The organism is Bacillus sp. HMF5848 (genome assembly GCF_003944835.1).
Lineage (GTDB): Bacteria > Bacillota > Bacilli > Bacillales > HMF5848 > HMF5848.
This window is the reverse complement of record NZ_RWIV01000001.1, coordinates 1,386,746-1,412,172: the sequence shown is the minus strand read 5'-3', so window position 1 is coordinate 1,412,172 and position 25,427 is coordinate 1,386,746. Positions and strand designations below refer to the sequence as shown.

The 25,427-nt window shown below is 33.0% G+C and carries 20 protein-coding genes, 1 other RNA gene and 2 CRISPR repeat arrays; of the genes, 3 read left to right on the top strand and 18 right to left on the bottom strand.

The genetic code is table 11. The features are described 5' to 3' along the window. Positions 1-24: 24 nt before the first annotated feature. Positions 25-528, bottom strand: a complete 504-nt coding sequence (locus EJF36_RS06675; protein ID WP_125905569.1) for a hypothetical protein — start codon at positions 526-528, stop codon at positions 25-27. Between the two features lie 671 nt (positions 529-1,199). Here EJF36_RS06675 and EJF36_RS06670 point away from each other — a divergent pair. The 3 genes from EJF36_RS06670 to EJF36_RS22010 all read left to right on the top strand — a co-directional run bounded on the left by EJF36_RS06670 (position 1,200) and on the right by EJF36_RS22010 (position 3,825). Next, the gene (locus tag EJF36_RS06670) at positions 1,200-1,544 is read left to right on the top strand and encodes a PadR family transcriptional regulator (RefSeq protein WP_125905568.1); all 345 of its coding nucleotides are present in this window, start codon (positions 1,200-1,202) and stop codon (positions 1,542-1,544) included. After that, on the top strand, positions 1,535-2,791 hold the full coding sequence (locus tag EJF36_RS06665) for an FtsW/RodA/SpoVE family cell cycle protein (RefSeq protein WP_125905567.1): 1,257 nt from the start codon (positions 1,535-1,537) through the stop codon (positions 2,789-2,791). Before EJF36_RS06670 ends, EJF36_RS06665 begins: the two co-directional genes overlap by 10 nt. 725 nt (positions 2,792-3,516) lie before the next feature. Next, positions 3,517-3,825 (top strand): site-specific integrase, encoded by a 309-nt coding sequence (locus EJF36_RS22010; RefSeq protein ID WP_312028255.1) that lies wholly within the window; start codon positions 3,517-3,519, stop codon positions 3,823-3,825. Positions 3,826-4,154: 329 nt separating this feature from the next. Here EJF36_RS22010 and ffs read toward each other — a convergent pair. The 17 genes from ffs to EJF36_RS06575 all read right to left on the bottom strand — a co-directional run bounded on the left by ffs (position 4,155) and on the right by EJF36_RS06575 (position 23,840). After that, positions 4,155-4,235, bottom strand: an RNA gene (ffs, locus tag EJF36_RS06655) — signal recognition particle sRNA small type. Between the two features lie 1,103 nt (positions 4,236-5,338). After that, positions 5,339-6,042: a CRISPR direct-repeat array (repeat unit 37 nt; unit sequence TGTGTTAATCCTCTCATTTAGTCGAGGCTATTTCTAC). 259 nt (positions 6,043-6,301) lie between these two features. After that, positions 6,302-7,402 (bottom strand): GTP pyrophosphokinase, encoded by a 1,101-nt coding sequence (locus EJF36_RS06650; protein WP_125905566.1) that lies wholly within the window; start codon positions 7,400-7,402, stop codon positions 6,302-6,304. Positions 7,403-7,419: 17 nt separating this feature from the next. Beyond that, positions 7,420-7,734, bottom strand: coding sequence for a histidine phosphatase family protein (locus tag EJF36_RS06645; protein WP_125905565.1), 315 nt, complete (start codon positions 7,732-7,734; stop codon positions 7,420-7,422). Between the two features lie 7 nt (positions 7,735-7,741). Then, positions 7,742-8,239, bottom strand: a complete 498-nt coding sequence (locus EJF36_RS06640; protein ID WP_125905564.1) for a histidine phosphatase family protein — start codon at positions 8,237-8,239, stop codon at positions 7,742-7,744. After that, positions 8,208-8,831 (bottom strand): hypothetical protein, encoded by a 624-nt coding sequence (locus EJF36_RS06635; RefSeq protein WP_125905563.1) that lies wholly within the window; start codon positions 8,829-8,831, stop codon positions 8,208-8,210. The genes EJF36_RS06640 and EJF36_RS06635 overlap by 32 nt, the downstream gene beginning before the upstream one ends. A 525-nt stretch (positions 8,832-9,356) precedes the next feature. After that, entirely contained in the window at positions 9,357-10,619 is a 1,263-nt protein-coding gene (locus tag EJF36_RS06630; protein WP_185806842.1) for a TIGR02710 family CRISPR-associated CARF protein, read from the bottom strand. 25 nt (positions 10,620-10,644) lie between these two features. Next, positions 10,645-11,595: a CRISPR system precrRNA processing endoribonuclease RAMP protein Cas6 gene (gene cas6, locus EJF36_RS06625; RefSeq protein ID WP_125905561.1), complete on the bottom strand. Its 951-nt coding sequence runs from the start codon at positions 11,593-11,595 to the stop codon at positions 10,645-10,647. A gap of 45 nt (positions 11,596-11,640) precedes the next feature. Beyond that, the gene (gene cmr6, locus EJF36_RS06620; RefSeq protein ID WP_125905560.1) at positions 11,641-12,858 is read right to left on the bottom strand and encodes a type III-B CRISPR module RAMP protein Cmr6; all 1,218 of its coding nucleotides are present in this window, start codon (positions 12,856-12,858) and stop codon (positions 11,641-11,643) included. A 19-nt stretch (positions 12,859-12,877) separates the two neighbouring features. Next, entirely contained in the window at positions 12,878-13,279 is a 402-nt protein-coding gene (gene cmr5 / locus EJF36_RS06615; RefSeq protein WP_125905559.1) for a type III-B CRISPR module-associated protein Cmr5, read from the bottom strand. A 13-nt stretch (positions 13,280-13,292) separates the two neighbouring features. Further along, positions 13,293-14,213 (bottom strand): type III-B CRISPR module RAMP protein Cmr4, encoded by a 921-nt coding sequence (gene cmr4, locus EJF36_RS06610; protein WP_125905558.1) that lies wholly within the window; start codon positions 14,211-14,213, stop codon positions 13,293-13,295. Continuing rightward, positions 14,214-15,359 (bottom strand): type III-B CRISPR module-associated protein Cmr3, encoded by a 1,146-nt coding sequence (gene cmr3 / locus EJF36_RS06605; protein ID WP_185806841.1) that lies wholly within the window; start codon positions 15,357-15,359, stop codon positions 14,214-14,216. It lies immediately after the preceding gene. A gap of 5 nt (positions 15,360-15,364) precedes the next feature. Next, positions 15,365-17,059: a type III-B CRISPR-associated protein Cas10/Cmr2 gene (gene cas10, locus EJF36_RS06600; protein ID WP_125905556.1), complete on the bottom strand. Its 1,695-nt coding sequence runs from the start codon at positions 17,057-17,059 to the stop codon at positions 15,365-15,367. Further along, on the bottom strand, positions 17,056-17,976 hold the full coding sequence (gene cmr1, locus EJF36_RS06595; protein WP_125905555.1) for a type III-B CRISPR module RAMP protein Cmr1: 921 nt from the start codon (positions 17,974-17,976) through the stop codon (positions 17,056-17,058). The genes cas10 and cmr1 overlap by 4 nt, the downstream gene beginning before the upstream one ends. 48 nt (positions 17,977-18,024) lie before the next feature. Next, complete coding sequence (locus tag EJF36_RS06590; protein ID WP_125905554.1) at positions 18,025-20,316, bottom strand: hypothetical protein; 2,292 nt, start codon at positions 20,314-20,316, stop codon at positions 18,025-18,027. Beyond that, on the bottom strand, positions 20,313-21,614 hold the full coding sequence (locus EJF36_RS06585; RefSeq protein ID WP_125905553.1) for a hypothetical protein: 1,302 nt from the start codon (positions 21,612-21,614) through the stop codon (positions 20,313-20,315). The genes EJF36_RS06590 and EJF36_RS06585 overlap by 4 nt, the downstream gene beginning before the upstream one ends. After that, positions 21,595-22,938, bottom strand: a complete 1,344-nt coding sequence (locus EJF36_RS06580) for a hypothetical protein (protein ID WP_125905552.1) — start codon at positions 22,936-22,938, stop codon at positions 21,595-21,597. The genes EJF36_RS06585 and EJF36_RS06580 overlap by 20 nt, the downstream gene beginning before the upstream one ends. A 341-nt stretch (positions 22,939-23,279) precedes the next feature. Beyond that, complete coding sequence (locus EJF36_RS06575; RefSeq protein ID WP_125905551.1) at positions 23,280-23,840, bottom strand: reverse transcriptase domain-containing protein; 561 nt, start codon at positions 23,838-23,840, stop codon at positions 23,280-23,282. Between the two features lie 247 nt (positions 23,841-24,087). Beyond that, a CRISPR array of direct repeats spans positions 24,088-24,420; the repeat unit is 36 nt; unit sequence GTGTTAATCCTCTAAATTAGTCGAGGCTATTTTCAC. Positions 24,421-25,427: the final 1,007 nt, after the last annotated feature.

The following is a 25,427-nucleotide window of genomic DNA, read 5'->3' as shown; positions in this document are numbered from 1 at the left end:
CCGTTAACGCAATAAAGAAAGTTATTATTCCTCCCAATATTCAATGCTCACACAAGAATATTCATCTTCACTCAAAACAAAACCAAAATTTAATTCTTCTGATAATATTATTAAATCATCGTGCATTTCTAACATTAACTTAATAATAATCTGTTTGCATTCTGACAAAGGTGAAGTAATAGCAATTGGATATTCAAGATAAAGTTGATTACTACTCTTAAAATAAAATCCAAATGCAGAGGGGTAGAACAACACTTTTTTATCTTCATGTTTTTTTAAGTAATCGAATATAAAGTTAATATTTGACATCAGTTTTTCTTCATCGTAAGGAAAGGTTATGGTTTTAATATTGTTGTCAGTTTTTATTCGCTCATAAACCTTTTTATGCACTTCCTTAGATATACTAAAGTCAATAAACTCTTTTTCGGAAATATCTATCTCGTGCAGTTTCATTAAGTCATCAATAAGTTGTTTCTTCGCCATTCTCGATTTGTTTTCTCTTAGTAACTTTTCTAATTTATTTTCCACGCTTACCACCTATACGACTAATTTTTATTAGAAGGCTTGTTCAACTATTCTGCCTCATATTTAGTAAAGCGATCAGCATTTGCTGACCGCAATCCCTTGTTCCACTTTTGCACCCTTTAGTTGAATATTACTTCTTAAATACATCGTCTTTATAATCTATTTTATATGTTTTCAGTTGAAGTAATGCACTAATCATAACAAATAGTAATATCCTTGCCTGTACGTTTAAACCTAGAAGATTTATGTAATTATAGAACACTTTAGCGACACTAAAAGCAAAGGACAAATAACTATTACTAACGTTAACCTATATAAGATCAAACTTAGTTTCTCTTTGTTTCTTTCTTTATAAAAACACCCGTCCAAACTAAAACCGTATTCGAAAAACAGCACTTATTTAATAATACGAATAAATTTATTATCAATTTCATCTTTTTCCCTTTAGTACTTAAGATACTAAATATAAATATGATACTAGTGTTGTTCATCGATTTGGGAGAATGATTTTTGATAAAGCGGTTAATTTCCTTGTGATTAGAGTAGATTCAACTAAATTACCCTTATTAGAATCAAAAAGCTGTATTAAAAGAATTGACACACATAAATACGTAATATAACATATACCTATGATTACTATGCATACGAATAATATGTATCGGAGGGAGACTGCTATGAAGATTAGTAAAGAATTGCTAAAAGGTAGTACCACTACTCTTATTTTAAGCCTACTTAATTCAAAACCAATGTATGGCTATGAAATTATTAAAGAGTTGGAAATGAAGTCTGAGGGAGTTTTTAGTTTTAAAGAAGGAACGATTTATCCCATCCTGCACACCCTTGAAGATAAAGGACTGATTATTTCATATTGGGAAGAAGGCCACGGGAAGAGAAAGAGAAAATATTATAAAATCAATGAGAAAGGTAAGGAATTTATAAAGGAAAAAAAAGAAGAATGGTCAATCTTTAAGACTGCAGTGGACGAAGTGTTGAAAGGAGAGAAAATCGTATGGGATTAGAAAACGAGTTTGAAGTATATATTAAAGAATTGTGTAAACAAATAAGAAATAAAGATGTACACGCTAGTATAAAACTTGAAATAAGTGATCATCTTCAGACACTTAAAGAGGAAGCCTTGCTTGCTGGACTCTCAGAAGAAAAGGCAATCGATCAAGCATTGGCTCGTATGGGAGATGTAAAGTTGCTTGGAAAGCAGCTTAACGAGACTCATAAAGCCTCAATGGATATCAAAACCTTACTTCCAGTAATGATAGCTTCACTGTTTGGATTACTAGTAATGTATTTTTTACAATTTCATTCTACTTTTACAGAGATTCAGGATATGAAAGTATTTAATAAAAGTCTTATCTTTTACTTGTTAGGAATTGTGCTGATGCTAAGCTTGTCTATGTTTGATTATAGAAAGTTATTAAAGTTCTCCAAACACCTATATGCGGGAACGGTCCTAATTCTATTAATAACTGTTCTTTTTGGCGTTAGAGTCGATGGGGTTCCTTTTTTAATCTTAGGCTTTGCCAATATTAATTTTACCGAGATTACTCCTTTTCTCCTGGTTATGTCCTTTGCTGGAATCTTTCATTCTTGGAATTGGAATGATGCTCGAAAATCTTGGCTTGGAGTAGGTATTCTGGCATTCCCTGTCTTATTGTTATTAACAACAAGCGCCATAGCAACTTCTATCATTTGTATTATTGGCTGCACCGCCATTATGTTTGGATCTAGAGCCAGTCTTAAACAAGCAATAACATTCGCAGTAGCTACCTCTATATGGCCAATCTTCAACCTGTTGGTTCTATCTCAAAATTATACCAAGGATATTAAGAAGTTAGGTGCATCTGATTTTATTGGAAATAGTCTTAATCTAACCCCCAATTTAATTTCTGAAGTGCATACAGATTTTATATTTACGTACATCCTCTATTCATTTGGCTGGTTAGCCGCGATTATTGTTTTCGTATTGGTTGTGTTTTTTATTTGGAGAATATTGAGTGCTGCGAAAAGCGTTCATTTCGTTTATGGTAAAATGCTGGCTATAGGGTTGGCAGTAACCTTTGCAAGCCAATTTATACTAAGTATCCTGACAAACCTGGGCTTATCACCTTTACCTGGTGTAGCCATGCCATTCATGAGCTTTGGAGGCTCACATATATTGTTGGAGATGATTGCAGTAGGTCTGATTTTAAGCATATTCAGAAGACGAAAAGCAGCTGATATACTCTGGTTGGACGTAAAGAATAATACTTAAACTATTATAGTGATATACCCTTAATTCCCCTCTTCGTGATCATATAAAAGGGGAATTATTTTTTTCATTCAGGATGCGTAAATTAGTTTAAGTGTAAATAACTTCAAAACAAAATATCAAAAAATAACAGATGACTATGCCAATCATTGTTCACCCTGTATAAGTACACTATGCATTAAAGAATGACGACTTTCTTATTACACATTCCTGCCCTTTAGTTTAAGATCACTATTTCACAATCCCCATGATTTTCATACCTAAATCATACCAAAGAATGACGATTGTTTGTTCTTTGTTTCCTTGAATATGGAAATAATTCCTCTAAATGAAGTTAATTAAATGGAGGGATTTTACGTGATACTAACAAAAGCCTGGGAAGCCTACAAAGCGGAAAAACGAATTGAAGGGTTTTCACACCCCATACCCTAAACGCCTACCGTCTTCAGGCAAACCTCTTAGTCCGCCACTTTCAAGATATTAATGTTCAGTCGATTACCACACAAGGAATTAAGGATTACTTAGCTTCATCCAGTGAAGGATTAAAGCCCTAAAGCCTTGCCCACAGAGTTCGATTTATTCGGTCATTCTTTCGGTGGTTACATGAAGAATGCCATATTCCTGTGAATTCAGCTTCGAAGATCAAAGAACCAAAAGTGGGGAAGAGAATCCCTAAGTTTTTAACCGAAAGGGAAATCGAGCACTTGAGGGAAGCTTGCCATACTCCAATGGAGAAAGCCATATTTGAGTTTATGTTTTCAACAGGTTGCCGGATTGGAGAGGTTGTTTCATTAGACCGCAACTGTATTAATTGGACAGATCGTTCCGCCATTGTAAGAGGGAAGGGAGATAAGGAACGTGAAGTGTATTTTAATATCCGATGCGACATTTGGTTAAAACGTTATATTCAAGTTCGAACGGATCAAGATCCAGCTATTTTTGTAACAGAGAATTTTATAGAAAGTACTTCTAAATTAACTTTTTATCATTCAGATAAAGGTACTACATTACAGGGTACCTTTAAAACTCTTTATTAGAGCTCATTGTTCAAGAAAATGTTAGCTTCTTTGTTGCGTAGTATGTAGTCTACTGTGCAGTTAGTAGTTGGTAAACATATATTTTCCACTAAGATTCACATTACGCTACCTAATGTATGTCTATCGATTATTCATTATAGTAGTTTAGCATATTTTTCATGTTATCCAGTTAATGGGGATTATTATAAAGATAACAAGGCGTAAGAATACTATTGAACCCTTACGTAAGTGAGATCAAATCACGCCTACCTTAAAAAACCGCCAATATTTTCTACAATTAGTCAAAAGAAAAAGGTCTCCTAAATCAAATAGGAGACCTTAACTATAGTATGTATTACCACAAACAGGAGTCTGTTTAGTGCTGCTATCTTCCGATCCTGACACATTTCACAGCTCTGCCTTGGCATGTTTATATAATAACAAGCATTCGGATAAAAAGAAATAACTAAATAATGTTAAATGCTATCCAATATACTATTTGGAAGTATTTGAAACTGAAACATGGATGCAAGAAATCACACTGATAATTACCCACTTGTGTTAACAGCTGCGGAGTTAAAAGATATTTTACAAGTTGGAAGAATTAAAAGCATTGGATAATGACATTTACGAAAAGACTAGTTACTAATGCTTTACAGGAACACTTAAGCATAGATCACCCTTTCATAAGTCAAACTAGAGCTGAAATAATGAAGGCCTCGTTTAAAAGTTGGATAGAGATTATTATTAGAGATACAGATAACCTTAGCAAACAACAAGTAATTAATGATTTTAAAGAAAAAAGATTAATATGATCAATGAAGCAAGTATGTGTAAAGACGAATGATAATTGAGATAATAAATGCAACGAATGAGAAAATAGACTTTTCTGAGTTAGACACAGTAGAAACAGAACATGATAGTAAGTAAGTTTTAAGGGGGAACTATAAGGTTACCTCTTTTATAATTGTCTCCCAAACATAACGAGTAATGTCATAGGTGATGTTTCTGCAGTTAATTCACTTGTATGCCCCTCTTTAAACAGCTATTACCTCACTTAGTAATTCGTCGCCAATTAAATTACTATGAAAAGCTTGTTAAGACTAAAACAAAAAAAGAAAACCGCAAACCCTTATATATTAAGGACTTACGGCTTCTGTTACAGTATGATTCCGACTGGGTTCGAACCAGCGACCTCTACCCTGTCAATTTTGTTTAATGAATTAAATCAATTTCATCTAGTTAAAAAAAGCTTGATTTAATAAGGTTTTAAAGTGTTTCAAAACTAACTCAGTAAAATAAATTTAACCAAGAAAAATAAGTTTGTTAGCAAATGTGTTAGCAAGTTGGTAACAGGTGGTCTGTTTCATAAATTTGACTAATACAGTATGGTACAGCTGAATAATTTTTCTACTTTGTTTAATTACTTACATATTGAACCTTTTAGCATTATTTCTTATTGCAGCAATACCTTTTATTACGCTACTGATCTAATCCACAAAAAACAAATACTTTAAAGGGACTTTTTTTGTGGTGTGTTAATCCTCTCATTTAGTCGAGGCTATTTCTACCGAAAGACTGAGCGGCATTGGCTATTCATACTGTGAATTGTGTTAATCCTCTCATTTAGTCGAGGCTATTTCTACAAATCCGTTGCAAAATAAATTCTTTAAACGGTTATATGTGTTAATCCTCTCATTTAGTCGAGGCTATTTCTACTATTTCGAATTTATTCTTTAATGTCACGGACATTGACTTGTGTTAATCCTCTCATTTAGTCGAGGCTATTTCTACAAAAAAAAGAAGGTTTCACTTAAACCGTCAATCGTTATGTGTTAATCCTCTCATTTAGTCGAGGCTATTTCTACGATCATAATCCAGACTTAGAAATTACTGCAAGAGAACATGTGTTAATCCTCTCATTTAGTCGAGGCTATTTCTACGATATTCCTGCTAGTTTTACGTTAGAACGGCATGAATTGTGTTAATCCTCTCATTTAGTCGAGGCTATTTCTACCGCGTATTTGGGTGGATTGTTAAAACATAACCTAGGTGTGTTAATCCTCTCATTTAGTCGAGGCTATTTCTACATTCATTATCGTGTTTTTGGTCCATGAGGGCAAAAAAAGTGTTAATCCTCTCATTTAGTCGAGGCTATTTCTACTCCCAGCTCGAGTTTTATGGGATTAACTTCCAACAAGTGTGTTAATCCTCTCATTTAGTCGAGGCTATTTCTACTGCACCCTAATTTTACCCTTAGAGCTCCAAGGGTTTCAAGAGCTAAAATTACACGGTCTAAATTTCAGAAATTTCTAAACTACCACGTTATGTAAACTTGTATTCAGTAAACAATTCACAAAATTTATATACTCTATATTCCTCTTGCATACTCGTTATATCTTTGTTTAGGTTCCCTAAATTCTCGATGTACACCTATACTGTTTTTGGTTATATTTTAGACCGTGTATTCTACTTAATAAAAAAGTGGTAATGTAAATCACTGCTTTAAAATGCTCTTTGAGTATTGATTAAATAAATCAATGAGTTTTCTCGCTTCACCCTCAAAATTTTCTGTGTTATTAAATAGTGGATTGGAGTAACCATTTATGAAATCTATAACCTTATCTAATGACTGAGTTTTAGCTATTAAAATTATGCATAAATACTGAAGAGATACCCCCAAAGGTTTGAGATGTATTTCTTTAGGATGTGTATATTGCACAAAGATATTAATAAAGTCTTTATACTGTTCCAAGTAATCATTAAGTTGTCCTATATTTTTAATACCTAAGTAATGTAATTGATCAACTAAACTTCTCAATACGATGTCATCTAATACATAATCATCAAAAGATATATTAAAATGTTCTTCTTCAATTTTATTAATTGTAGGATCAATTTTTAAAAACTGCTGTAAAGAAACTTCATTAATATTGATAGTATATGGACTTTCTTGTAATAGTAAAGCAAAATTTTTCTCAAAATCGGCTAACTCCGAACGTAAACGAGCAAACTCCAAATCTGCTACCTCTAGTAATCCTGCTATTCTCGAAAAACTTCTTCTAAATTCATACGGAATCTGTTCTTTTACCTTATAACCTAAGTCATGCTCAATTTCTGCCCACGTGTGTTGTAATATTGAACGTATTTGAATTTCTGCTTTAATTTTTGAGAATTTTCTATACTCCGTAAGTTGTAAACGTTGTTCTGGAAGTTCAATAATGTAGTGTAAAGATAAATACCCAAATCTATCTGGGTCTAGTGACGCACGTTTATCAATAGAGTTTTGGTTGTCGATAACAAATTCAGAGTTAATAATATCTGCTACAATATCAACATCTTCACTAAAATACGTTATAATGCGAAATCCAACTACATCTGTAACATCCTCAAGACTTTGATAACTCTTTCCTAGTTTATTTATTTTTTTTGCCAAACTATCTTTTTCTTTAACTCTACAAGAAACTGAATGAAAATGAATACTATTTACTTCTAGAATGTCTTCAATTATAGATTGAACTTCCTGAGCATAATCTTCTAAAAGATCCCTTTTGCTTTCATAGTCTTTTAGAATAACAGTATTTTGTTGTCTATTCAACTAAAGCACCTACCTATTTATATAAACATCTTTAGATGTTCAGCATTATTTAATGAACGGATAACTGTTCTATTTGGACCTAATACAAAATGATGAATAGATGTATCCGCAGCAGCTATTCTAAAATTCTCTCCCATTGGCATATGTAGTACTTCTCTTAAAATTGTCCCAATTGCTCTTCCATGAGTGACAATAGCTACTGTTTGCCCAGGATGAGCATAGTATATTTCATAAAAGATTTCAATAATTCTTTGAGTGAATTCAAACTCGTTTTCTCGTCCCCAGTGCTTATTCACAGGTAAATCCACGTCTCTTGGCTGAGGATACCTCACATACGCTTCATCTTTTTGTTAACCCTTGTGCTAAACCATAGTTCATCGCTCTTAAATCGTCTATTTCTGTTGCATTTAAACCTATTTCATGTCCAATAATGTCTGCTGTCTCTTTTGCCCTAGTTAATGAACTGCTATATAAAGCATGAATTTTAAATGAATTTTTCAACTTTTGAGCTAGTATTGCTGCTTGTTCTTTTCCGTGGTCAGTAAGATTAAAATACGCCCATCCTTCAATTCGATTATCTTTTTCCCCTGTATGCTGTCCGTGTCGAATCAATATAACTTCGACCGTTCCAGGTTTTGGTGATTCGAAAGGTTGTCCAAAACGTAATAGTAAATCTACACAAGCTGCATTTAAAGCAATCTCATCATTTTTAGCTGTTGTATATATTTCATATTGCCACGTATGACGTTTATCAGAGAAATATGCTTCAGTTATGCCTTCTTGTACGTTTTTAATCCGAAATTGATTAGAGCTTGAAATATTTTCTTGCTTGTACATAGTCCAAGTTCAGAATAGCTTCTAAATCCGTTTTGAAGGCAAGTGGTATCTCTTTATTTAACTCTATTCCTTCATTAGAAGAAGATGAACTTACTGCAGGTAAAAATACATGACCCTCTTCTTCAAATCTATGTAGTGATGCTTCGTGAATTAGCAGCCCAATCGATGTTAATCTGTATTGATCATCATGTACTTCTACAAAATCCTTTAATTCTAAGAGCTGATCCTTACTAAATTGATTAAGATTAGTGGAGAGAAAGCCTTGTCTATATAATCTATCAAATAAAGAGAAATGCTTTAACCAAAGATTATAATCCAGTGAAACTGGAAAAGCTGGGAGCCTCATAACTTTTCTTGATTCATCAAGCTGATAAAAAACGGGAACTCTTAAAACATGGCATATGATCCCAATAAAAGCAGTTTCTATGTTGTCGCCACCACTAGCGTTGACAATACATTTCTCATTTTTCTTTTGCATGTTGTAAATAATTCTTGAAGTGTATTGTATAAGTTTACGTAATCCGTCATTCTCATAAATTCGAAGATTATCTTCTCTTAAGCCATCTACTGTAATGAGCTCTATTTTGTGCAAATGTTTGACTAAAGTATTGTTTTAACACCTGTCCAGTCTTAATACCTTCTTCTGAATCTGGCAACAGAAAAAAAAGATATTTTGTCTTGTCTAGTAAACCATTTACTAGGCATTCTTCTATAGATGAAATTTCCTGAACTTTCTCTCTAATAACTTTGTAATTTTGAATGATATTCAAGATTTTGTCGGTTGGGACTCATCTAAAATCTTTTATTGCTAATGTAATGGACTGCCCAACAGTTGAAATGAGACATGTTTTCAATATTATCCCCCCAAAAATTACTAAATTATATATTCTACATAATGCAGAAATATCCTTTATAAAGAACGTATCGTAATAATTTTAATTTTTGGAGAGAAATTAGTGATTAAAGAAGTGGACGTAATCGAACACGTGAACTTCTAAAATAATTAATATTTAAACCCATCTTACACAATAATGCAACATCACACTACAAAAGTAACAACTTTGAGGACTTTAATAGTTTATAAACAGTTCGAGACCAGACTTTAATTTTAAAAATATTATAAGTCTATTCTTGGAAAACGTATTAAGTCATTTTCATCAATTTGGCATAGTGATAAAGTAATTTCTAACAATTCAGTAAATCCCTTCTCCGTTACTGGAATTAGTCCATGGGCGAGTATTGAATTGTTTCGAATGGTCAGGCGTTTAGATATCTCTTCTTTTCGGCTTACATATAACTTACCAACTTCATCATCTAAATGATACAACAATTGGTAACTAGCGTGTAAGCCAAACCTTAGTAAGTTACTTTCCTCATCTAAGTATTTTTTAGTATACTCTTCGCGTATAGCTTCAGGAATCTGTTCTGCAGAACACTTCCCTGTATAAATTTCATATTTTGAAAGCAATTGATTTTGAGCGATTAATTCGATAGAACGGTATAGTCGTGCAACAGCATCATCATATTTTTGCTCTTGCTTTCCACGACGTATTGCATTTGCAATCAAGTCATGTAAGATAAAAGTGCTTTTTTCAAAGGTTTTCTTGCTATTGTTTAGCTCTAGTACTTCAAAATTACCTTCAACTTTATTTAAGAACGAATCAATAGAATCCTCAACAAAGCGATAAGGAGTAAGTTTACTTAATCCTTTCCTAAGACTCTCTCTTGCTTGTTTATGTCGAAATTTATCCCAATCTTGATATCCTTCAAATATAACTGCCAATTCCTTGAAAATTGCTTTCCAATGACTTGCATCTGTTAAATTATTGTGAATAGTTTTTGCTAACTGAATTGCCTCATCATATCTCCCCAAATTAAAAATATTTGAAATTTGCTTTCTTTGTTCATATGCAATAGAATTCCATGGATTTGTTTTTAACAGAATTTTTTCTGTTCCATCTACAACAATGCCCACTCCTTCTTTCGACCTTTCATTACCACTTACGTAAGCATACTTTACTCCTTTATCAACAGTTGATAATACAAGTGCAGCACCCATTGTTTTAGTCCCGCCAGTATAATCGACTATAATATCTTTCCATTCTACATTACGACGCTTTATATGTTCTGGGAGCTTTTTATAAAGTAGATGTAAATTTTCATCAATATCTTCCCAATTGTCTGTTTCAATTACTGAGTGTTTAACAATGAAAGGACATTCACGAATAAATTCATTTACATTTTCAACAGTTGATGTTGAACAGTAGAAAATAACATTTTCTGGTTGAATTGTTTTTAGAGAATAAAGAATTGGCTGAGGAGCACCACCAACTGAACAAATCATCAACTCTGTTTTTTCTTTAGAACTAGATATTCCCATACACATTGTCCTCTCATGATAAACTTTAATTTAATGAACTCCAGACACTATATTTGCCCAACCCAAAAACAGTTTGTTTACCTATATGTGCATAGCTACCACAGCAAACCCATGGAATAAATGAAGTTGGGATGCCCGTTATTTGAAACATTCCAACAACTCCTCCTAAATCAACCTCTTCCTCTTGCCGTGAAGAGTATCTTCGAAAATTTTCCCATTTAAAATCCTGTTTTACAAATTGTAATTCATTTAAATTATCACGTGAAATAATATCTTCATTAAAATTATCATTTACACTATATAAATCTATTAAAAACCTAACCCGCCTTATTACACTCTGAATAAACAGTGGTTCGTTTAAAGTTCGTTGTATTTTTCCTTTACTCTGAATTCTTAACGGACTGTCAAGTGTAATAAGAAGTGGTTCAGAAACTTCTTCATGAGTTGCCCAAGACCTGTTTTCCATAATTAGTTTGGTTATAATTATTTGACCTTGATCCAGTAGAGAGTCATGAATGCTATCAGATAAAATCTTATAAGCTTGAACAACATTAAAGGTAATTCTATCTGGTCCTACACCAAGTTTGCCCATTGTAAAAAGAGAGTCTATAATGTCAAATATTTGTTTTTTAGTTAATTGTCCAAAGAGCTTTATAGTAATCTGCTTTTCTTCCCCTTTCTTCCACCTTCCATGTAGAAATAACGGAGGTTCGATAAGAAAAGGGGGTGTTAAATATTTCATTGTTTTCATGTACTTTGGCGCAAATACATCACTAACTGGTTGAAATAATGACCCGTAGGAACATTCCTTAATATACTGGCAGTTCTCACATGAATTATTTGGGAAGATGCATGATTTACGGTGTAACTCATTCCCAATAACTCCTCTAAAAACAGAACCAGAATTATAAGGCATATTTCCTGATGCTTGTGCTTCTAGTTGAAAAACTAACTCGAGTGTCTGTAGTTCAATCATCTGTCAAAATCCTTCCAGTTAAATTTAGTTGCCCATGTTAAGTAATTAATCCTCACATAACAACTCTTTTAGTTTCTTAACTTTTTCGAATTGTTTCTTCTTTTTATTTACTTTCCAAGAGTTCGTTTGTTGCCAAAACTTTTTAAGTTCTTTTGCTGGTTCAAATTCACCTAATGCTGCCATTTCAATTACTTTTTCATATAGTTCATTTTTACTACGATCTTGATCAAATTGTTTATTCATATCTAAATTAGCAATCTCAAAAGTAAGATGCTCACTCGGTGTCATTGCAGCTAATTTTCCCTCTAGTTTCTTACGCTGTTCTTCTTCCTCAAAAGCTTTTCTTTTTTCTTCTTCTATTTCAAATTGTTTTTTTTGCAATTCTTCTTTCTTTTCAATATGAATTTTCAATCGTTCTTCTGTTTCATCACTCAACTGGTTAAAATAGCCATATCCTGATGATGTTTTTGACCCAATACCTTGCTCTTTTAGCATGGTTACGAACCAATTTGTCGCAAGCATAAATAATTCTTTGGAAGATAAACCTGAATTAGTCCTAGTCTCATCTCTTTTAGACATGGTCATGACAAAGTGAAAATTTGCCTTTTCAACCACATAGAAGGAAATCGGATTGGGACTTTGATTGTCTGTTGCTGGTTTAGACCCACCATAATAATCTTTAAAATGCACCGTTAAAATATCTGGTTTTAATAAAAAATCATCACAAAAAGCATCATAACATTGAAGTAATCCGCGTCTCTCTTGATTACCAAATAAATCAATAAATATCTTTACAATTGTTTGATTATTTGTACCATGCTCTTCCATCTCTTCAATACTTACTTCATTTCCATTGAAAAAAGCTTGAAGAACCCAATTTCGTAATGCTCCTTTAAGGCTTGAAGCCGGAATATATGGGACACCATATAGTGGATGTAGGGTCAGCGATGTTTCACGAACATGCGCAGCCCCCATCCCATGTACGAGCTTCCCTAAAAGCTTTCCTGTTTTCATAGAAATATGATGAGTCTTGTTAAGAGATGATAGAGACATCTCACGTAATAACATCGTCTTTTTTAACCCTTCTAAGGCATGAGAGCTCGGGCTGATTTGCTCTTTAATAGGCTTAATTTTCTCTAGACCTTTTGCCTCACGATGTTGAGTGAATTGATTAAAATGAATAACATACCACAAATTATCTATTAAAGATTTATTCATTGTTGCAAAAATATCTTTTGTATCAATTGGATGGTAAAAAGGCATTAATCTTACCCCCTTTCCTCTAATCTTGAGTTCTGATCATTCCATCAGCAAAACGTCTCATCCAATTTAAAAGTGACAGAGTTTCGACTGTCACAACTTTATAACTTTTACTGTTTAAGTTGATAACCTGCTCAACAAATTCATCTTCACTATTAATTAAACCTGACAACTGTATTGAACACCATTTCCCAATGATATTATAAATATCACCATACTCTTTTTCCTTTGAATGATTTGAATAATAAAATGCAAGGGTTTGACCTAACCCATTGACTTGAATCATAGCAGGCATTTTTTTTATATACGAGCGAAACTTTGAGGATTGTCCATTTTTTTCGATATACTCCTTTACTTCTCTGAAAGCAAAAGCTGCACGACCATTTTCTATTTTTTCAATAGTGGTTTCATTCTTTTTATTCATATTAATCCCCCTGTTAAATCCATACTTTTCGAAGCATTCCACGACCAAGTGTGCTGTTCCCACCTAACTGAAAAACTTCAGGAATATTTTCTTCTGATTTGACATAAGATATAACCCATTCATCTGAATACTGTTCTTTCATTTCTTTGTCTAGTACTCTCGCATTTCCCGCAAATAGAAAACTATAAAAAACAGTTTCTGCAGGTACATTCTCTTCGTACCATAATGCACCTTTATCAACTATTCCTGTATTAGAGTTAATTTTGATTCTTGCATTCACTTCTGTTGATAGTTTTACAAAATCAGTAAAGTCATCATCACTTAGCACAACAAGGTTTTCTGATAAATTCATATCCATACTTCTAAATAGCCAGCTATTAAGTTGTGAAGCTAATTCAGAAGTGGCAGTTTCCTGTTGAACTTCGTATGTATATTCCTCAAGAACTATGTTATTTCCTGATGCTAGTAATCTACTTGAAGAAACTGTATTTTCATTTGGAATTGCAAGCTTCTCTATTTGTTTATATGATTCACTATTTTTCGTTAAATACATTAACATTTCTTTTTTAAACCTATTTAACACAAATGGAGATGTGACCCATGCAAATACTCCACGAATTGATTTTACTGGAAATAACAAAATTCTCGCATCCGACAGAGCAATAGCGCCTGCTTGAGATTGTGATGACTCTTTTGACTTTTCTGGAGCACTTCCAAAAACTAACTCAAGTTGATTCTGATCTCCTCCGTTCAAGGAATTGGTTTCTTCTGCTGTTGCACGAATTGCACCCTTTAAAGAAGAACTCTCTATTTTAGGAAAGCCAGTATGCTGCTCTCTTTGAATTGGTAAATCAATTATTCCTACTTCGCTCCCACTTCCAGCATGAACTGATGATAAGCAATATAGTAAAAACGGTTCAACTTTTGTATACATTTATATACACTCCTCTTTCATTTTATAACTTCCACAAACTGTATATCCATAGCCTTCATGGGCCAAGTCATCTGTAAGTCTCATAGAAAAAACTGTATTTACAAATTGTTCAGCCTGCTCTTTTTGAACTCGCACATATAAAACTGTTCCTGCTGATACTGCATGTTTTCGTTTCTTTGGTCGTTGTTTTTTTATATCCCATCCACCAATTGTCATAGGACGAGATACTGCAATTGTTAATAAATCAACAGAAAGTTCATCAGCTAAATGTAACTTGTTCGTTTCAGGGTTCCAGCAATTCGGCAGGTTGCCATGCTCCCATATAGCAGGACTTACTAAAATCATACGTGCTATTTCGGTACTTTTTATTTCTTCAACTATTGCTTTCTTCTCCATGTCTGAAAAAAATGGTTTTGAATCTAGTACTTCTACTGTCCAAGGTCTATTTTCCCCACCTAAACTAACAATAGATATATCAGATAAATCGGGAGAATTGTCACATTCTACCAATAACCCTCCTGAAGATCCAGCATGTTTCTCGACAAATCGGCTCATTATCATTTGGTAAAGCATACCATCATTTGAACGTCGGGTTTCCCAATTCCGAGCAATCCCTACCTTAGGTTCTTTTACAAGCAAATGATCCAGTCCAACAGGAGATACAGATGAATCTCTATTCAGGAGCTGCTGCTTAAATTCATCGAGTGGAATATAAAGCCCTTCACCGGAACTCGATTTTTCATCTCGCACACCATATAAACGGTATGAACTATTATCCGAAGAGTATGTTTCTTCTTTTACTAGGTGCAAAGGATATGCTTCTCTTTTCTCTTTTCCATTTATCACTTGATGATCAATAGGAAGTGGCAGTAAACAGTGTTCTCCATCATGTAAAAACGTTCCTTTAATCGAAAATCCCCCATGATTTGAAGGTGTTCCCATCCATTCTTTTAGATTTCCGTCTTTCTTTTCATTAAACGAAACAAAATCGCTGTAATAGTGAATATATGCACTTCGAATTGCACCATATACTGTCCCTGGTCGCGGTGGAAAATAACCATTTGCAGATGAATTCTCACCTGGTGTAAGTTCCTTGTGATCTCTAAAGAAAAAAGTATCAACTGGTTTTAAAAATAGAGTTGTCAAATCACTCACCTCTTCCTATTAAAAAATCGAAGTATTTCTAATAAGTGAATAAATTGTAGAGTCGAACTTACCAATTTATGTAATTGGAGCATGCATTCTGCATAATCATTAGTCTTTATTTCATAATTGACTTTAGCACGATCAATCAACCTCTTCATTTCACACATAAACAAGTCTTCATTTAAAGATTTATCATACTCAAAAACGGATAGTTTCCTATCATATTGGGACCCTATTAACGGAAGAAATTCCTGTGCAAATGTATATAAAAAGGTCGATGAAAGTTCATTATTTAACAAATCAATAATGTCTATTAATCGGTCTATAGACCAATTAGACTCATTGGTATTTTTTACATTACCATCTAAAAGCCATGGCAAAGTAACCTCACGTACCTCTCCAGAATGTGTAAACACAGACAATGCTAGCGCATCTTTTTCATTGTAAGAAATAGGATGCTTGTATGTTTTAGCCTTTTTCTCAAGCTTTCTCGTATAGGTTAATAATTGTCCTAATGGTGCTTTTTGGTGTGCAACGACCATTCCAATTGATGCAGTTGCTAGTTCTCCAAGGCCCTTGTCTTCACTTGAAAATGCTTGTCTTAATTTTTTTGCCAGTAACAAAGCATAATGTAACGGTACAAAGGCTAATACATCGTCTCCTCCAGAGTAAATCAGTTTTCCTTTATATTCTTTCACTAACTCAGGTACAACTTGCTTAGAGAAAATTTCAAGCCTTTTGCTGATCCTTTGTTGATTAAGGATAGAGACACCGTTAGCATCACCCTTTTTCCCTGAGAACCATTGTCCCATGTCATCGCCATCCATCATAATTATGGCGTAATACGTTTCTTCCTCCGCAATTTCACGGATAGGGGGAAAACTTTTAAAGTACTTTGTTCCTACTTCTCTTATTACTTTGAAATAATCACGTGCAACACGTTTACCTAGACAAATACTACAAAGTGCTTCATTGTCACGTATTCTTCCAACATTATCTTTGTTGCCTTTATATAAGTTGCTTCTTTTATCCCAAGTTGCTTTCAAACTATTCTTCATTTTCCCAATTCGGTCATTTTCTTCATATTCATGCTCATGTAAAGCTTCTCTATCACCACAAACAGTGCAAACAAGTCCATCTTGAACCACTTGTTTGATTGGCCTATTATTTTTAATCGCAGCAAGACGTTTTTCAATACGTGTTCTAGCTAGTTCATAATTTTTTTCATTTTCAAGTAATTCTACTGTCCAAAATACTTCAAGAAACGAATTCACCTGCTCTTCCATGAGCTTAATCATTAAATCTTTTTTTACTTGCGAACTGGTAAACACTTTTTCATCAATAGCAGCCTTGCAGAGATAATATAATTCATTTTGTACCTTTGTTTCAATTTGTTTAGCAAGAGCAGCAGTCTTTTCTTCGGAAGCTTTTACTTTACAAATAAAACGATTTGGTAAAGAAGGTGTTTCGACTAACTCACCTTGTGACAGCTCATTTAATGTCTGTCTATTCTGTGATGGATAGATCATTTCTACCTCAATATCTTCGATTTCTGCATTATCAAATAAAGATAGAATTGCCTTTTTAACCAAATATGACAACAAATAACTTCCACTCCATAAATCCTCTACTTTTCTAGCTGAAGCAATAAAAGATTGAACTGGTCCTATACTCACAAGCAATAAGCATTCTTTATTCATAACCTCACCCCTAGCCAATCCAAAAATTTGTTGCGAGCATCAATATACTTACTATTCATATCTTTACCAGTAATTACTTCAGAAATAATGGGATAATATTGATGTCCAATTTTACGAACAGTTCCATGAAGTGGGGATGCTTGTCTAGGTTTGGCAGAGCCTAAAAACTGTTTCTTTCCTCCTGGATTTGCTTCGTGACCTGCTTCACTAATGCTTGTTCTAGCTATCTCATCATTTTCAAATGGTCTCCCGATCCATACACCCGTTAGAATTGGATGATTACTCGTGTTCCTTTGACACTCTAGAATACAAGATTTTGCTCTATCAGACGGAAATGTAAAATATACATCTTTCTTTACAAGCGTTAATAGATTTTTTAGTTCTGATTGAAAATCACCTATTGTTGTCCAATTATGTTTCTTTAACTGTAATGCTCCTGCTCCTCTTCTACTGCGCTGACCAAATCCAGAAAGCATAAACATAATTTGAAGATAAGAATCAAACATAGTTAAGGAATTCTCATCTTTCTTGTTCACAAGAAGGTTAATAGTAAACTCTTCTCCTGATTTTATACCTGGGGATGAAAACCTTGTTTGTTTGTGCGGGCAGACTTTCATTTGAAGTCGATCAGTTAAATTTGTATTGGTTAACGTAACAATGGATTTATTTCCCCTATTCTCTTTTCCACTCGTTGCTCCTCCAAATAACTGCTTTTCCATTTCTAGCAATTTTTCAGCTGAAATGTCATGTTGAAGTGATCTCCACCAATACCGGTACACACCCTTTATTGACGGAATCCTCACTTCAGCCTCTTTTTTCAATTCTGATCCATGCATTAATAAAGTGGTTATTAATTGCAGATCATAGTTTTTTTCAACTTTTGAACTAGCCTTGCTAAGTTGCTCTAAATCAATCATATTTCTTACCTCTCTTCCACCTTAAATTGTGACAATCAATTTACATTATTATAAAGGTTGTGTAATTGGTTTATCTTCCCACACCATTTGTAAAATTACAGCAAATAGAAGCGCTGCTGATATTCTGAAAAGCTCCAATTCAGCTGAATAAAATCGAAAATTAGCAAAAGTAAAAGGCTGTAACCCTAGTGACGAAATTTCTTTTTCAATATAATATGTTTCAAAAGGAGCAGTCAGAAAGGTTAAAATCGTACTATAAATAACACCTAAGGAAAAAATATAAAGTAAACGCTTAAACACTTTATTATTATCATAACCTATTATATTTCTAATCTCTGTACGTAAATAAAGAAAGGTTATAAAAAGAAAGATAATTGACAACGCTATAATCGGAAAAGTCGAGTTTTTTTGAATTAAATATTGCTGAGCATACCACTCATATATTTCCCCAGTTAATACAAAAGGAACTAGACCAATAATTAATGCAGCTATTAATCTTGGCGCTACCGAATTAATTAATTGAGTTAAAGAAATATTAAATATGCCAAATCGGAAATTTTTCATACACGAACCTAATAAATCATATCTTGGTAAATTAAAAGAATGAATAACTTTACGAGTGTATTGTTTTATAGCATGTAATTCATTTTTATAAAATATATCTACTTTTTTAAAGGACTTAATAGATAACTCTATGATTGTATCTATCGTTACATCAATATTTATCTCTCTAATAGATTTTTTCGTGATTTTACTAATAAAAGATTGGATATCCTCAGGTAAAATATATCTATCAAAATTTGTTTGTTCAATAAATTCAATAAAACGCTGGTATTCCTTAAAAAACGCATTGCAAATTTGCTTTTTAAATTTCTCATTTTGTTCGTCACCATGATTAAGTAGCGCAATAAAAGAATATAATCGATATATATAAGTTCGGAGAGAAATATTAACTGACTCATTTAACGAAATTTGCATGATTCTTTCATCTGTAAGCATTCTAGATACACTAAAAAACTTTTGACACACTAATAAATCAAAAAATGATTTATTATTATCCATAAGTATCTGAGGAAAATCTATTGTGAGCATTTCCATCCACTCATTTTTAAATTTAGGTAGCTTTATGATATTGTCTTTTTTTGACTGTTCATTGTTTTCGTCAAAATTATCTATTTCAATGAGGTATTTAATGTATTGGTATTCCTCAAGCTTTTCATTTCGTTCTACAATATTGTGACCTGACAAATTTATAAGAAACGCCGGCCTTTCACGATTGTACTTTGATTGTTTTGGTAAGTTTTTGTAGATTTCAATTGAATCTGGTTTGCGTTTAACATGGACGTCTGAATTTATTGATCTGTCTGATTGTATTTTTACTTTTTCAACTTCGTTGTTAAGTAAATAAAGGTATACCTCACCAATCATTGTCAAATCAACTTTACCATCTCTCAACTCTAAAAAATCATGAATAAACGACAAATACGCCTCTAGAATTTCATATAAATTATCCTCATTACTAGGCAAATAATCGAGCAAAATACGCTTACTCTCTTCTATTGCAACTTCCTTCGATATGTAGCCAACTTTTTTTACAGATGAAAGAAGTTCTCGTACAATATCAGAATGCATCATTTCAATTCCTAATAACTTATTCAATGTTGGTATTTTGGGTATTTTAACAAGTGAATCTATACCATTTGATACAGATTCTTCAAACACATAATACATATCTTTGCTATAAAACGACGCTATATGTGTTATTAACGGTATGTAATTTTTATAGCCTCCTGTAATATTAAAAAGCTGATATGTATTATTATCAATATAGCGTTCTATTGCTTGCACTAAATTAGGAATTCCCTTATCTATAAACGTTTGAATATTTTTCATCTGAAAAAATTTTATAACTTCAATCTTAATCAAGTCTTCCTTGAAGCCCATTTGTTGAAGAATGTATGTTTGAATCTTTGCACTAACATATGCTTTAAAGGTATCTGAAACTAAAAACACAATTTTTGTCTCATTTAAACTCAAATCTAATCTTTGTAAAATTCTTAATATACTTGACGTTTCGGCCGGAAAGAGCCACCAATTATCCTTATGATTTTCATCCCCATCCCAGATTTCCCAAGGTTCGTTAATTAGTTTATTGTTATAAGGTTCTGATAAAATCTTAATCGCATTTTCTATAGAATTAAAAGTATCAACGTCATCATTATTATAAGATTTTTCAAGGGTAGCTAATTCACTAATTATTTTTAAATGTTCTTCGGAAAAGATAGCATCTTTTTTGCCTATTGCGGTTAAGCCTACTGTACAAAAAATCAGATTTTTCATAATAACTCCTTATTTAAGTTAATTTTTAGAGTGTTTTCCTTCCCCGCCAAAGCCAGTATCCCCCTATTCACCAATTCAAATATCGAATAGGGAGGAACTAGGTTCATTTTTTCAAGGATGGTATCTATTTTCTCCAAAGGTGGTATTCCTCCGCATGTTTTTATGAAATCTTCTTTGGAGAAGTCGGCGAATCCATGTCCACTAATGCCTTCATGACGAAGGTCTAAGAACTCCTCTAGCTTTTTATCCTTTAACAGCAAATATATTTCAACAAAATATTTTTCTTGTTTTGTTAGCTTTTCTAAACCTACACATTTATCTCTGCGGATCTTTACCCCTATATTAGTTTCCAACCCTCTTACATACTGGCTAAGAGCTTTTAGGTAACGATGGAAGTGCTTTGTTAACTGCCATCTAGGAAATGGAAGTGAAAAAGCAGCATTTTTTCGTATGAAAAATCGATTTCTGTCATCTGCATTCCAACCCAATGCGTACAATAGTAACTCCTCAACCAAGCGATAGTAGAGAACAATAAAGTCGACTAAATCTTCCTCTTTATATAGAAAACTCGCATATTCATATAAGTAATAAATAAACGCTTCCTGTTCACCCTGTTGAACACCTTTTAGAATCTCAAGAAATAACTGTTCTTCTTTATCACATAATTTTTCATCTTCAAGAACAGAGGCTAATACATCAAAAGGGTTTTCACCTCTCGTAGTATTGTGTATTTGTAAGGTTAATAGAGAGTTACCTAGATCAAGGAGCGTGTTCAATGCATAGTTTTGCTGATTGTTCACTAAAATTTTAGCCGCACGGTAATTGCCAGACATCACTAAGTCATACATTTTATGATATTCATCTCGGTCGGACACATACGCCTCTATCGATAATGATAGTTTTTTTTGATTAGATAAGAAGGTTGTCTGACTCTGAAACACCTGAGAACAATAATGAACTAAAGCATGATAGTACCTAGGATGATTTTGATTATGTAAAAGATATATTCTATCTTGTTCTAGTACGATTTCAGATAAAATAGCTGTCAGATTGTTAATGAAATCTTCAATTGATGTTACCTCAGCTATATTTTTTCGAATAATTGTTATGTGTACGGTTGGCTGACTTTTTATAATTTCACTAAAAGATGAGTCTATATCACTGATCTCCTCACAACCAATATTCAAGATATACATATGTATATCTTTGTGTCCCGCCTGTGTTATGAGCCTAATCGACTCTTCTATTTGTGTGAAGTCATTCTCATTTTTCCAAAGGTTAAGGAGTAAATGTCTCATTCATTTCACCACTTTTCTTGAGTTGTTTAGCTAACTCGATAATTAACATATTTATAGAATAAACATTATCATCCAGCTGAGCACCTAAATCTCGCAAAGCTAAATCTATATCCATTAAGTATCGCTTTTTGGCCTTTGCCATTGTAGTTTGACTATAGCCTACATAAGAATGCCATAACTGCTTAGGTTGGATACCTGCTCTTGAATGTCCTAAGAAACTTTTATTTCTTACATTAAGTATATTGGCGACATTTTGACTCTTTAAGTAGAAATAGGCGCCATAGTGCCCATCAATTTCCCAATTGTCATATAGCTCTTCTAAGTGTTCAAACACTTGATAAATAGATGATTTTTTCCCTACATGTGCAGAGATTTCATTGGAAGTTCGTGCATACCTGAGCAAGTAAAACAACACAGCTTCTCTTACTCTATAAAACCTTACTAAAAAAGAAGGCACATCATCAATGGTTACGTACATTTCAATATGACGATACAACTCTATGATTCTCTCTAAATCGCGCACCTTTTCGTCTTTTGATAGTAAGTTTTTTAAAATATGCTTCGTCTCAATGATTGCCTCTTTTCCATTAGTTAGATATTTTTCACATTCCACTACGTACTTGTAAGCATTCTCAAAGGAAAAGTTCAATCGCTGTATCATCATTAGCAATACGTTCTCTAATGCTTTAATTATGGGGCGGTCATCTGGTAGATCTTTAAGTAACTCAAAGGCAGCCTTATAGTCAAAATCTAAAATAAGAAGGTCAAACTGTGTAAACCAATCTTTCATATTTGGCTCAGCATGATGTGTGATAATGGTTACATGCGAATTTTTGTCTGAAACATACAAACTAGCATATCGATTTTCAAACTGCCTTAATCCTTCTAGGAAGATAGCTTGAAAGGGGAGGAGGTGACTATTTACAATAACTTGCGCGAAGATTTCATCCGTATACCTTCTAGATAAATCATGTAAGTGTGGTTCAATGGTAAGTAAATAATTTTCCATACTATATACGTGATTATATGGAACTAACTTCACATCAAATTCCCATTCATCACCAATTAGGTTAGTAAGTTGTTTTTCAAAATAAGTTTCTATTTTGAAAATGTCCCTTCTAGTGATTGATTCATCAATAAGTAACCAGCACACCACTTCATAGCAAGGAGTGTTTAAGTTCTCTAATAACCGGGATAAAATGGTGGTTTCATTTTCAAAGGTAATTTTGTTATATGTAAAAGATTGCGCGGGATTACTTTTGGAGGAAAGTGATAGTTCAACAGGACATGAGAAAAAGAATTGTGTAAGTAAAGCTCTTTCCATATTGGCTTGCTCCTCTTTAGCAGTAAGATTCAAACGAAATATGGTAACATTATACAACAAAAACATCTGCTTTTATTATAAGAATTAGTAAAATTATACTATTTTTTAGGAAAAAACAAGAAAATTGTCATTTTTTCGCAATATTTTTGTAAATATGTAGAAGATTCATCATGCTAAATATCGAAAAAACACTCCTGATTGTGTCTTAATGAGAGTAGATTTAATGTAGAAATATTTCTTGGAGATCATCTTTGCGCTAACAATAATTTGTAAAAATGCTTGTGAAGGTTTTCTTTTTGGGGGTATTAATTCATTAGTGATCTGATGATATACATTAGCTATTATTGGTGAAATTGACTTCCTTGCAAAATACCTCTGTTTTTATGTTTAAACAGATAAATGATAAAAGATGCCAAGTGTGTATCATTGATAAACGCTTCTAATCGGTCTCTTAATATTTCGTGGTTAATCTCATCAAAGAAAGAGCGTATATCTGACTCACCAATCCACTCATATCCCTCTTTAACCCACTTCTCTATCCTATCTGCAGCTTTTGTCGCCGACTTACCTGGTTGATATGCATAACTATTTGGATGAAATTTGTGTATACAACATGGTTCTATGTGGTCTTTTATTGCTAAATGAATAAGACGATCTTCTAGTGTGAGTATTCCTACAACTCGGCTTTTTCCATTTCTTTCAATATAGAGATTCTTTACGTCTGAGGGAACATATAAACCGTTACTCAACTTGTTACTTACACTTTCAATAAAAGTAAATGGATCATCCTCTACGTCACTTATTCTAACGCCATCAACACCGGCAGCATTGGATCCACTTCGTTGTAAATGAGACCATGCTTCCAAAAAATGTTGTTGTTCAATCTTAATCCTATTACTCATTACTCCACCACCTTAAACAAAATTATAGTAAAATACTAGATTCGATAAAATTTTTACATTCCCTTCAAAAAAAAACAAAAAAATACATTAATTGCAAAATTACTAATTTTTTAAAAAGAAATCTTTCAGAATCTTATAAGACAAATATCCATTACAGCTGGGAGAAATAGAAAAGGGAGAAATTTATAATAGCCAAGGCTATTTTCACACGCTCACAAAAAGTAAAGAATATGAGGTTCGTTTTGGAGTGTTAATCCTCTAAATTAGTCGAGGCTATTTTCACATAGAAGAAATCGCTTTGGCTGAGGCCGCTCTTTATAGGTGTTAATCCTCTAAATTAGTCGAGGCTATTTTCACTGTAACGCTTTATGTTGAGCAAGGTACGGTAAAAGTTGTGTTAATCCTCTAAATTAGTCGAGGCTATTTTCACGGCATTAGAGGGGATTCTAAAAGAAAGTATTTCAGAGACTGTGTTAATCCTCTAAATTAGTCGAGGCTATTTTCACGAGGTATGCGTGTATCGAAAAGGTTCCTTTAGTCAGATGTGTTAATCCTCTAAATTAGTCGAGGCTATTTTCACTGCACCCCTATTTTACCCTTAGAATCCCAAGGGTTTCAAGACCTAAAAATACACGGTCTAAAATTCAGAAATTTCAAAACAAAGACGTTATGTAAACTTAAATTGAGTGAATAATTCACAAAATTTATTTTCTTGTGTTTACTCCTATATACTCACTTATACTTTATTTAGACTCCCTAAAATCTTGATGTACACTTATACTGTTTTTGAATATATTTTGGACCGTGTAGTAAACTTCTTGATCTTCAATTTAAAGAATAATACTTAAAAAGTATTACATTTATATTTTTTAAGTAAGTTTATTCTTTATACCTTAAATCATTATAAATTCAGCCTGAATAATTATGCCTATTTAATTTCACATCTTTCTTATATTTAGTGCTTAGACTTGAGATTTTACCGTTAGCATATTGAAACTATACTAAGAAAATCATAAAAGTCTATACACCTTGATATACAAGAGATGCAGGCTTCTGTTAAGTATGATTCCGACTGGGTTCGAACCAGCAAATGTGTTAGCAAGTTGGTAACAGGTGGTCTGTTTAATAAATTTGACTAATACAGTATGATACAGATAGTGTGAACTGTTAACTAATGGCAAGAATGTCCATCATTTAGCTGAATCTTATAAGCCGGTGGAAAAATCCAGAACAGACGGACAAAAACTGTATATAAGATGGAATTGAAATTAAAAAAGTATTAGTGCAAGTTATGAAGTAGATGCTTAAGATTATTCTAAAGCCGGATAATTCAAGTGAATTGGGTCACAAAGATAATGCTAGTAGATGTTGTTAAAATACAAAGTATCATCACTTATATTAGGCAGGCGTAGACTTTGTATCCGCATTCGACATGCGTAGTTAATTTACCGGGATTTAAAAATCAATAAGATTTATCAGATTCAGCTTTGGATAATACAATTGCAAATGGAAATAAGACAGTATCTTACAATATTTTTATCAATCATTTAATTAATATGAGATGAATAGAAATAGTCTAAGGGGTGA